This window comes from Methanohalophilus halophilus (assembly GCF_001889405.1).
GTDB lineage: Archaea > Halobacteriota > Methanosarcinia > Methanosarcinales > Methanosarcinaceae > Methanohalophilus > Methanohalophilus halophilus.
The window spans coordinates 1477585-1488258 of the sequence record NZ_CP017921.1 but is presented as its reverse complement, the minus strand read 5'-3'; the positions used below and the strand labels follow the sequence as shown (position 1 = coordinate 1488258).

The window sequence follows — 10674 nt, the reverse complement described above, 5'->3', positions numbered from 1 at the left end:
GTTTTTATATAACAAAAAATAAAACGGGTTATCCTCCCGATTCATTTTTACCCTCGGGAACGTACACAACCCGTCCATCTGCCAGCTGGTAGGCTGTACCCAGCGCTTCACCTGACCCGCCTCCGATTTGTTCGGTCATGTTCAGTACTTCGATGTCCTGACCTTCCTTGACGATGATCTTCATGTTTTCCTCCCCCGGATTCTTTACAATGGTCACGTCATCCGTTGGAGACAACAATTCCGGCAACTGGAAAGACATTACCAGGGCCACCAGCAGGGCCACGGAGAAGACCATGGCTATGTCGAAAAGGTTGGCCACACCAGTTAGGGGATTCTGCTCATCCCCTTCATAAAGCAGACCGCTTCGCCTGTATTTTCGTTTTTTCATTCCTCACCCTCCATGCACTCAAGCAGATAATTGATATCAGCCATATCCTGCCAGTACCATCTTTTACGTACCACGGTCAGGACATATCCTACGATTCCGGCAAACAGACCCAGAACTGTGGTAGCAAAAGCAACCATCAGGTTATGTGCAAGCTGCAGGATATTACCTTCCGCAAGTCCTATCAAAGCCGGACCGAGGGGAATAAGCGTTCCCATCAGGCCTATCATCGGAGCAACCGTGGAAAGGATCTTGGTATACTCCAGGTTCTTGGTCATTCGCACCTCATACTCCTCGGAAAGCCAGTCAATAGAAGTAGCAGCGCTGCTGCCAAGATGGGCGGCAGCATCCCGGGCAAATGACATGACAAGGGAATTTTGCTTCAGCTCACCCAGATGTGTAGCGGCAGAATCAAAATCCGAGGATTTAACGGAATCCTGTACCCATTTACCTATATTCTCAAGTTGTGTAACATTGCGATGCCTCTTGGAATATTCGGAAATGAACTCACCAATCAAAGCCAGAGATGATACCACTGCTAACAAAAGCAATATTATTACAGGATACAATAGTGACGAAGAAACTGTATACATTATCTGGAACAAAGAAGAATCTATTGCCATTTTTTATTATCACTCCTTTAATTAATACTGGGTTTTGATACGATTAAGTGCAAAGCCAGCCGTTATGAGAATTGCAAAGCCGATGAAGGGTATTATATCAAATTCGGGTCCGCTGAAAGTCGGAAGACCCATTTGTTTTGCGTGCATGTAGGCAGGGGCGATTACTGCACCCATCAAGTAGAACAGGCCCAAAAACGTCATGGCATTGCCCAGGGTTGTTGGATCCTTTTTAAGCCTCCTGACAATCAGGGAAGAGGAAATGATGGAAAAGAAAAAGGTGACACCAACCCCAAGTCCCAGAAGTGCACTGCTGATCTCAACGGTATTGGAAAGCAGCATGATTGACATGAAAAGAGCTGCAAGGCATACGGGGCAGGGCAGGGAGATCACAAGGAAAGTCTTATGGGATACATCCACCCCACAATTCCATTTTTTGGAAGTATAGATACCTACACCCAGAAGCAAGAGAGCCATTAACACATGCATTCCCATTCCAACCTGGGAAGCATTCAGCAGATAGGATATGTCGATGTAATTAAGAATCAAGCCTATGATTACGGACAATACAAAATACATCCCTGCAATGGCAAATAACTGCCTGCGATTGATAGTCGAACATCCACATCCCACTCCGGCCTTAACTGCAAATATAGCTATTGCCAGCAGAATTCCTATGACTGTTAAATATACTGCACTCATTGATATACAACCACCATTATCGGGCAGTGAAATTTGTTCAAGTTTTTAGGGCTTATATAGCCAATAATTAATTCACTTTACCCGTTGACAAATCAAATACACTTGTTATCTCGAGTATATTCATAGTATATAAAAAAAAGTTTTAGGATAACATATGTAATCCACATGGGTAACATAGATTGTCCTTTATAAGAAAAAGAGACTATCCTTAAAGCAATTAATATAAAAATAGGATGATCGAAGGTTATATTGAAACAGAAATCTCAACAATATATCCAAAAGACTAATATACAACACAACATCAAATGCAGCGTCTAATGAAAGAACTCATATGCCCTAAATGTGGCAATACTACTCACAATCTTTATGAAAATGTGTGCAAGAATTGCTTTTTCAAGCAGTTTAAACTTGCCGAATTAGATCCGGTCATAAGCACCCAGATCTGTGCCAGATGTGGCTCCAAATACGAAAGAGGCCAGTGGACAGATACAAAACACGATACAAATACAGTACTCGAGAAAGTTGAAAGCGAATTGTTGCTTCATGAAAATGCAGACATAATTGAACTTGGATTTGAACCTCAAAAACTGACTCCCTACCAGTATATTGTTAATGTTTATATTCAGGCAGAAATCTACGGCATGCCTTTGGAAGAAAAACTTACAACTGAGGTCCGTGTCCAACGTGGTGTCTGTGATGCATGCAGCAGAATAGCTGCCGGTTACTATGAAGGAATCATCCAGCTTAGGGCAAGTAACAGGAACCCTACGGATGATGAAAAGAAAAAATGTGACCACCTGGTCCGTGATGCCCTGAGCAGGATGGAGAAAAAAGGGGACAGGCTGGCTTTTATTTCAAACATGTCTTCATCAAAGGAAGGAACAGATTACTATATCGGCTCATCCGGTGCCTGCAGGCAGATCTGTAAAATTATAACATCCAAACTTGGAGGAGAGCATCAGGAATCCCCGTCCCTGTTCAGCCAGCGGGATGGCAAGGAGCTCTATCGTGTATCATATGCGGTACGCCTGCCAAAGTATGTTCCCGGGGATATCCTTTATTTTAATAATCAGGTGTTGCAAATAAAAAATTGTGATAAAAAAGCCAAATGCATAGACCTGCAAACCGGCAAAAAAGTTATCGCATCCATAGAAGATATCGAAAAGGCCGAGTTCCTGGGAACATTTGCAGATGCAAAACGGGCTGTGCTGGTGGCAATTGAAGATAATGCCATAATGATACTTGATCCCACAAACTACCAGACAGTGACTCTCAAGAAACCCTTCTTCCTGACTGCCAGAGAGGGAGAAGAAATTCCGGTACTTAAAACCGAATATGGCATGATACCGATACCTGAAGAGATAAAAGCATGAAAAATATCCTGGTAATCGGGTACAGCAGCAGGAATATTGCCCATTCTGCCAAGGGTGCAGGATATAATGTATATGCAATAGATGCTTTTTGTGACCGGGATCTGGAATATAATACCTGCAAATGCCATGCTTTGATGGAAGAAGACATCCATGAAGTGGAAAATGAAGAGATTATCCGGATAATGGATAATTTCGAAACGGATTTTGACGGAGTTGTCCTGGGCTCGGGTTTTGAAAATATTGAGAGGGAAATCTTTGATTGCCCGGTCCTGAATAATTCTGTAGGACAGATGGGAATTGTATCGAATAAAAAACGTTTTGCAGAAGAATTACAAAAACTTGGTATCCCCCATCCTGAAACCCATGTAGCTATGAATCCTCCGCAAATAAACACCCCAATGATACTCAAACCAGCAATTGGGGGCGGCGGGATTTTCAATAAAATCGTAACCAGCGCAGATGAATTGGAATATCAGGTTGACAAACTATGCAAAGCCGGAAATTTCAAACCGGGTGAACTTATTCTGCAGGAAGTCGTACACGGCACAGCAGCAAGTGTTTCCATGATAAGTGATGGAATACAGGCTACTGCGATTGGTGTTAATGAGCAACTCATTGGAATCAGCTGGCTTACAAAAATGCCGTTTGCCTATTGTGGAAATATTACCCCCATGCAGACACCCCATGAAAATGAAATGATTGAAATCTGCGAAAAACTATGTGAACACTTCAAACTGAAAGGTTCCAACGGAATGGATTTTATAATTACGGAGAAGGGACCTGTGATACTGGAAATAAACGCCAGGTTCCAGGGAAGCCTGGATAGTGTGGAAATTGCAACAGGAACCAACATATTCCAGGCACATGTGGATGCATTTAAGGGGATTTTGCCCGAAAGACCGAAATACCAGCGGTGGGGTGGAAGAACCATATTGTATGCTTCTGAAAAACCGGTTACTATCAGCAAACAAATATCTGAAGTCTTTGGAAAGGGAAGTTTTGCAGACATCCCGAAATCCGGGTATGAAGCATTCCCGGATGATCCGCTTGTCTCGATATTGGCAAAGGGAAATTCCAGAAACGATGTAATTGGACATATGAAAGACCAGGCGAAAATGCTGAATAAAATACTATAATGCAACCCCATAACTATAAATAACATGAAAGGTAGACAACGTAAACTCTACTTATTACTAATTCCTTTCCATGAGGCGATCAATTGATAGATTTAAATGACCCTGTAGTACGAGGATACCTGATACAGCTGCTTGGAGAAGAAGGAATCACAATGATTGAGAACATGCCCGAAGGTGAAGTCACCGACGAGGAAATAGCAGAAGCTACGGGCGTGTTATTGAATATTGTTCGAAGAAACCTATTCATAATGAACGAGAATAAACTCGCTATATGTCGCCGTGAAAGGGATTCTAGCAGCGGCTGGCTGACATACCTGTGGCAACTTGACCTGGATGACATTGACACCCAGCTGACAAAAGAGAAGAAAAAACTCGTTAAGAACCTTCAGGCCCGCCTGGATTTTGAAGAGGATAACGTCTTTTACGTCTGCCCGGAAGGATGCATAAGGATCCTGTTCAACAATGCAGCTGACTGCCATTTTCTTTGTCCGGTATGTGGGGAAGACCTGACCTTCCAGGAAAATACGGAAATGGTTGATACACTCAAAGAAAGACTTACTGCCTTGCAGGAAAGTTGAGCAATGATCTCTTACAGGGATGCAATACTGTTACTCAAAAACGAAGGGTGCTCCGAAAAAGTAATCCAGCACTGCATTGAAGTATCAAGGGCATCCGAAGAGATTGCAGTAAGGCTTCAAAAAAGGGGCTATGATGTCGATATCGAACTCGTCAGAATCGGCGGGCTTTTACATGATATCGGAAGAGGTACCACACACGGCATCATGCATGCAGATGCCGGTAGCCGGCGTGCTACTGAACTGGGCCTTGATGAAAAACTAATAGATATTATAAAGAACCATATTGGTGCAGGTATCCCTGAGGATGAAGCAAAAGAAATGGGACTTCCGCCACAGGATTATATACCCCTCTCCATGGAAGAAAAAGTAGTTGCTCATGCGGATAATCTTGTGAAGGGAACAAAACGCATATCCACAGAGGAACGCATCAACCGAATGAAGAAAAAAGGTGTCGGCAAAGAGGCCATAGAAAGAGTCCATGCCCTTGCCGAAGAACTTGGAATAAGGCAACTTTAATTTTTATGGGATACAGGAAAGCAGTGGTCTTACCCGGACACTCTGCAACACTTTCTCCTGATCATAACCAAACCCATAAGAGTAATACTGACCAAGAGGGCATCTGCCTTTATGACCTGGTCCATGATAATCCGAACCACCTGTTTTTAAAAGACCATAGCGATCAGCTATTGAATTCATTACAGATACATTCAACATGCGGCTTTGCCCGTAGAATGTTTCAAATCCATCAATACCCATATCGACCATATCTGAAGCGATTTTCAAAAGATTATCAACCTGACCGTGTTCTCCAAGTGTTCTCAGAAGATGAGCACAGACTGCTTTGCCACCTGCCTTTTGTATCATAGAAATAGCATCTTTAACAGGCATCGAAGAAGTACCCACAACACATGGGGAATCCGAACTTAGCCATTCATTATGAAAATCAAACGCTGAAATCTCCCTGTTTGTGACCGCTTTTGCAATATCATGTGTGGTAACCGTACCTTTTGAATAGGAAAGGGAAGATACATCGACTTCCCAACCATGCTCTCCCAGAAGAGAGGATATCTCTTTTGCCCTCTCAAATCTTTCACCAGCCATCTTTGCAAGCACAGTTTTTAATTTGGTATTCCCAACATCAATGCCCATACCCAGTATATGAAACTCCATTCCCGCATATCTGGTTGTCAATTCCACTCCCGGAATTAATTCAATACCATATCTTGACGTAGTGTCATCAACAGAAAGAACACCATCCAGTGTATCATGATCCGTAAGACATATAGACTTCAGTCCCACTTCAGAAGCTTCCTTAACCAGCTCTTCAGGTGAAAGTGTACCATCGGAATAGAAAGAATGTGTATGCATGTCAATAATCATATTTTACCCCTTATAGAATCAAATGTGCCCGGACCTCAGATAAAGTTATAATCATATATAATTAGTGCCAGAATTGTATATATAAGATGTTTAATATATATTTAATATTAATTGGCTTTGTAGAAAACCTCATGAGAATACAAATATAATCACATAGAACACAGTGTTCAAAGAAAATCTTTGCTTTCTCTGTGTTCTCTGTGGTTTATACGTGAAGTATAAATTTTCTGCAAAGCCAATGTCATAGAAACTCATAAATAGTGTTTAAACCGAATAATACTGCTGCATAAGGAAAATGCAACGAAGGTATTTGATTATGGCAATGTCGAAAAAAGATATAGACAGAAAAAAAGGTGCAAAGAGAGAAAAACTGGCAAAACTGGAAGAATTAGCAGCCAGCGGCAACAAAGATGCCAAAAAAAAACTTGCCAAGGAAAAAAGGAAAGGAAAATAAATTCCTTTCACTTGAAGGATGAATTTGATGAAAATACCCATAATTACAAAAATTGTAAAATGACCTTCTGTATTTAAAAAAGGAGATATGGGGAAGAACTGAAGGTTAAAAATACAGAAATCAGTGAAAGTGGTCAAGTTCAAATTATTAATTCATAAGATAGACAGACTATCACTGTTTCAGTAATTATTCAAATGGGGATTTCCACAGCGCCTGTTAATTATACTTTTTTTATGTCCTCGACCATCAGGTCATAATCATCAAAGCCTTTCTCCACAACTACAATCACACAAACCAGGACACCCAATACAGTAGTTACAAAAATAGCTACCATTATGGTTATCTGGTACTTGATAGCTAGTATGGGATTCACTCCCCCCAATATCTGACCGGTCATCATGCCCGGCAGGAATACTATACCCATAGTTGCCATGTTGGCAAGAGTTGGTTTGAGAGAAGATAGCATGCTCCTTTGCATATAGGGAAATAAGGCTTCTTTCCTGGAGGCACCAACACAAAGCCTGTACAGGTAACGTTGCTCATTGTTCTTTACATCATGATAAAAATCGTTCAATGCAACAATATTTGCACGCAAGGAGTTACCCATAAGCATACCTGCAATGGGTATGAGGTAGCGAGCCTCAAAGATATCATCAAGTTTTATGATAAAACCGGTAAAATAAAACAGAACCAGTATGTTTGCAATTGAAAAAAGGATTAGCATTGTGGGAAGAAAAGGTCCTGTCTTGAAATCCGTTCCTTCAAGTATGGTATATGTGGCAAAGAACAGCATTACAAATATCCATAAAACGTTAATAAGCGGATTATTTATATCAAAAACTACGGTAAGCAGAAGACCTATCAGGAATAACTGGAAAGACATCCTGGATACGATAATGACACTTTTCTTTATGATACCCAATTTGAAATAATAACTTACCATAAAGGGAAGAATAAGCAACAAGGCACAGAATATGAATCCGGAAACACCGATATTTTGAATTAAATTAATTTCTGCCATCTACGCACCTCATATGTTTGGAATATCCACAACACGCAAACCTTCTCTTTCCCACTGAGGATCGTGTGAAATGACAATTACCGTTAATGAAGGGTCATTGACAAAATAGTCAACTACCTTTGACTTTAATGAAGAATCGAGGGAAGAAGTGGGTTCATCAAGCAAAAACACATTTCTTTCCAGAAGTAGAGACAAAATAAGTACAATACGCTGTTTTTCCCCTCCTGAGAGAGATTTGAATTCTTTTTTGAGAATGGAAACATCAAGTTCAAACCATTCAAACAATCTATGAATTTTTTCAAAAGACGGAGAAAAACCAACGGCATTATAGGAGAAAATAGTGTCAAAGAACTCGTTTACACTATCCCTTCCAACATCAACATCCTGGGGAACATAGGCTACTTTTGTACGCACAAAAGAAACAGAATTACCATTTACCGGCAAATTATCAAAATAAACATCCCCTTTTGAAGGACGTATCAATCCCAGAAGACACAAAAAAAGGGTGGATTTACCGGTCCCGGATTTCCCCCTGATTAGAAGTTTTTCACCTTTTTTTATTGTAAGATTGAAATTCTCCAGAACCTTCTGATGCGAATGAATAATGCTAAGGTCCCTGTATTCAATAATATTTTTATCCATATACATCAGCATATTCCCATATAGTAGAAAGTAGATGAGCAAACACCGTATTTATGGTTTGTTACACATAAAATATATACTCATGATTGGCATATACATAATTATTCTCAAATAAGTAATTATTCTTGTATATACTTATTCCTGAGCGTGTTGAAAAGAACATACAACTTACACATTACCAATTATATCCAGTATGATATGTAGACGCTTCAGATTTCATGTGAAAGAAGTGTTTTATTAAAATAAATATTCCCTTCCCGGTAGTTAAACAGAAGTGGATAAAAATCTACTCCTGCATTTTTGGCCTTTTGATATGACCCGTAGAATCCCGGATCCATTAGCCGATTAGGAGAAAAATATTTTGCATCGGCCCTGAAAACCAGAAATAGAACCGCTGCATTATCCCCATTCTTCTTTGCCAGTGTAAGTTCATCAAGGTGGCGTTTACCCCTTGTTGTAGGAGCATCTGGAAAAAGGGCTATTTCATCCCTAACAAAGGTGCAACCTTTAACTTCCACCCAAATACGTTTGTCTCTTTTTAAAACAAGAAAATCCAGTCTGCTATCACCAATTTTTTGCTCAGGAAAAATTGAATCCACCTGCCCCAGGGGACTAATATCAGGATCTGATAATACCCATTCGGCAATCTTGCGGTGATATGCAGAGTTGACAAGTATCCATTCATTACCCTTTTTTGCAGCAATGAGATCCCACTCTGTTTTGCGACCGGGATTTGTAGCCTTTTTCAGTAATAAGCGGTTTCCCCTGTAAAGCAAATCTACCAGTCGTCCAGGGTCATGTACATGAACCGCCACATTTTGCACATCAGGTAACAGAATATCTACAATCGCAACAAATCGATTGGGACGGCTGATGAAGACGGCTTCGACATCCCAACCAACATACATTACCTGTTTTTCTGATTCAACCATATACATACCAATAATCGGACATCTCTTTAATCATGAGCCAGCAGTCCACCAAGAACTGCCCCAATAATACCAATTATACCGGTATGCAACATAATCAGGACGAACATACCTGCACCAAGCCCTGTAACAATTGCCATCAAACCCGGGATATTTTGAAAAAGTGAGCCCACAAACCCTGCAAGAATGAAACCGGGAATTACCATCAATATGAACATTAATATGCCTACTAAAAAGCCATCCCATGCAGAACGCACCTCGGAATAAGCTCCTGCAAAACCTCCTATAAATGGAGAAAGCATGTTTACAAACGGAACTAAATAAAGTACAAATGTAACTATCAAGCCTATGACGGCACCTTTGATCAAACCCATTTTTTGCCTCACATCAATATTAGCCTATATCAACCAGAATTAATTTAAATATTCCTCTACAGAAATCTCGAAGAGAATGGATATGAACCAGAACAAACAATTTCAGGCCAACCTAACACATGCGAGAAACTTGTTCAGGGAAGAAAATGCAGTAATAAGAATAAAAGAACTTCCCACAATGATAATCGGAGATTTGCATGGAGACCTTGAGGCCCTGAACACGATTATTTCACTCAAAGAAGAGCTAGAACCTGCAAATATAATATTCCTGGGAGATTATGTGGATCGTGGAAGAAATTCTGCAGAAGTCCTTTCAAGATTATTGGAATTAAAGATTGCCTCACCGAAAAATGTCTTCCTCCTGAGAGGGAATCATGAAACAAAGCAGATGAACGAGAAAAGGGAATTCTTTGATGAGCTGGAAGATAGTGACCTGTTCAATTTTGCTAATATCGTGTTTGAAGAAATGCCTGTGGCAGCTTTAATAAACAAAAAAATATTCTGTGTCCACGGCGGTATCGAAGATATAAGGAAAACAACAGCTATCACAAAACAAAATTCATTTAATTATCTCTGGAATGACCCGTCTGAGATACCTGGCCTGAACTTCTCCATAAGAGGAAGAGACATACGGACCTTTGGCCCCGATATTGTGGAAGGATTCCTCCACCTTAATGACCTGCAAATGATTATTCGTGCCCATAGTTCACTGGATACAGGATATAAATGGTGGTTTGGGAATAGATTACTTTCAATACATTCAACGCTGAATAACCATGGCACTCCTGCAAAGGGTGCTGTATGCCTTATCAAAACGGATCAACTTGAAATATACACATATGGAAAAACGGAAGATGGTACAAGGATTATTGACAAAACCAGGTATTATCTTTGATTGTAAAATACTCCGGCTTCCGAAAAAGCCTAATTATACTAAACAGACATCCCAAATATGCAAAAAGAGAAATGGAATTATACAAAGTATTCGCCGTTAACATTTAAATAATAGAACAACCCTCATTTTATAGAGGGACAGATTAGCAAGTCTGCCCGGCCCCGTAAACTGCGGGAGCAAATATC

General features: G+C 40.4%; 14 protein-coding genes. 6 read left to right on the top strand and 8 right to left on the bottom strand.

The window, feature by feature from the left end; genetic code table 11:
• Window positions 1–28 precede the first annotated feature (28 nt).
• From BHR79_RS07745 to BHR79_RS07735, 3 genes are read right to left on the bottom strand one after another with little or no spacing between them, the layout of a single operon-like run.
• Complete coding sequence (locus BHR79_RS07745) at window positions 29–388, bottom strand: DUF2149 domain-containing protein (RefSeq protein WP_072561794.1); 360 nt, start codon at window positions 386–388, stop codon at window positions 29–31.
• On the bottom strand, window positions 385–1008 hold the full coding sequence (locus tag BHR79_RS07740; protein ID WP_072561793.1) for a MotA/TolQ/ExbB proton channel family protein: 624 nt from the start codon (window positions 1006–1008) through the stop codon (window positions 385–387). The genes BHR79_RS07745 and BHR79_RS07740 overlap by 4 nt, the downstream gene beginning before the upstream one ends.
• A gap of 21 nt (window positions 1009–1029) precedes the next feature.
• Window positions 1030–1707, bottom strand: a complete 678-nt coding sequence (locus BHR79_RS07735) for a DUF2162 domain-containing protein (protein ID WP_072561792.1) — start codon at window positions 1705–1707, stop codon at window positions 1030–1032.
• A 317-nt stretch (window positions 1708–2024) separates the two neighbouring features.
• On the opposite strand from BHR79_RS07735, the gene BHR79_RS07730 reads away from it, so the two are divergent.
• From BHR79_RS07730 to BHR79_RS07715, 4 genes are all read left to right on the top strand, one after another.
• Window positions 2025–3080 (top strand): 60S ribosomal export protein NMD3, encoded by a 1056-nt coding sequence (locus BHR79_RS07730; RefSeq protein WP_072561791.1) that lies wholly within the window; start codon window positions 2025–2027, stop codon window positions 3078–3080.
• The gene (locus BHR79_RS07725) at window positions 3077–4216 is read left to right on the top strand and encodes an ATP-grasp domain-containing protein (RefSeq protein WP_072561790.1); all 1140 of its coding nucleotides are present in this window, start codon (window positions 3077–3079) and stop codon (window positions 4214–4216) included. Before BHR79_RS07730 ends, BHR79_RS07725 begins: the two co-directional genes overlap by 4 nt.
• Before the next feature lie 83 nt (window positions 4217–4299).
• Window positions 4300–4794 carry a transcription factor gene (locus BHR79_RS07720; RefSeq protein WP_072561789.1) on the top strand — a complete coding sequence of 165 codons (495 nt, stop codon included), beginning with the start codon at window positions 4300–4302 and terminating at the stop codon, window positions 4792–4794.
• Between the two features lie 3 nt (window positions 4795–4797).
• On the top strand, window positions 4798–5310 hold the full coding sequence (locus BHR79_RS07715; RefSeq protein WP_072561788.1) for a TIGR00295 family protein: 513 nt from the start codon (window positions 4798–4800) through the stop codon (window positions 5308–5310).
• A 3-nt stretch (window positions 5311–5313) separates the two neighbouring features.
• Here the strand turns inward: BHR79_RS07715 and BHR79_RS07710 are convergent, their stop codons facing one another.
• Window positions 5314–6174, bottom strand: a complete 861-nt coding sequence (locus tag BHR79_RS07710) for a PHP domain-containing protein (protein ID WP_072561787.1) — start codon at window positions 6172–6174, stop codon at window positions 5314–5316.
• A gap of 316 nt (window positions 6175–6490) precedes the next feature.
• Here BHR79_RS07710 and BHR79_RS10660 point away from each other — a divergent pair, with 316 nt between their 5' ends.
• Complete coding sequence (locus tag BHR79_RS10660; protein ID WP_164909054.1) at window positions 6491–6628, top strand: hypothetical protein; 138 nt, start codon at window positions 6491–6493, stop codon at window positions 6626–6628.
• A gap of 220 nt (window positions 6629–6848) precedes the next feature.
• Here the strand turns inward: BHR79_RS10660 and BHR79_RS07705 are convergent, their stop codons facing one another.
• From BHR79_RS07705 to BHR79_RS07690, 4 genes are all read right to left on the bottom strand, one after another.
• Window positions 6849–7649 (bottom strand): ABC transporter permease, encoded by an 801-nt coding sequence (locus tag BHR79_RS07705; RefSeq protein ID WP_072561786.1) that lies wholly within the window; start codon window positions 7647–7649, stop codon window positions 6849–6851.
• Window positions 7650–7658: 9 nt separating this feature from the next.
• A complete protein-coding gene (locus tag BHR79_RS07700; protein ID WP_072562348.1) occupies window positions 7659–8291 on the bottom strand; it encodes an ABC transporter ATP-binding protein in 633 nt (210 codons plus the stop codon).
• Window positions 8292–8500: 209 nt separating this feature from the next.
• The gene (gene sfsA, locus BHR79_RS07695; protein WP_240632163.1) at window positions 8501–9229 is read right to left on the bottom strand and encodes a DNA/RNA nuclease SfsA; all 729 of its coding nucleotides are present in this window, start codon (window positions 9227–9229) and stop codon (window positions 8501–8503) included.
• A gap of 20 nt (window positions 9230–9249) precedes the next feature.
• Window positions 9250–9594: a DUF5518 domain-containing protein gene (locus tag BHR79_RS07690; protein ID WP_072561785.1), complete on the bottom strand. Its 345-nt coding sequence runs from the start codon at window positions 9592–9594 to the stop codon at window positions 9250–9252.
• Window positions 9595–9676: 82 nt separating this feature from the next.
• Between BHR79_RS07690 and BHR79_RS07685 the strand changes: the two genes are divergently transcribed.
• Entirely contained in the window at window positions 9677–10489 is an 813-nt protein-coding gene (locus BHR79_RS07685) for a metallophosphoesterase (RefSeq protein ID WP_072561784.1), read from the top strand.
• Window positions 10490–10674: the final 185 nt, after the last annotated feature.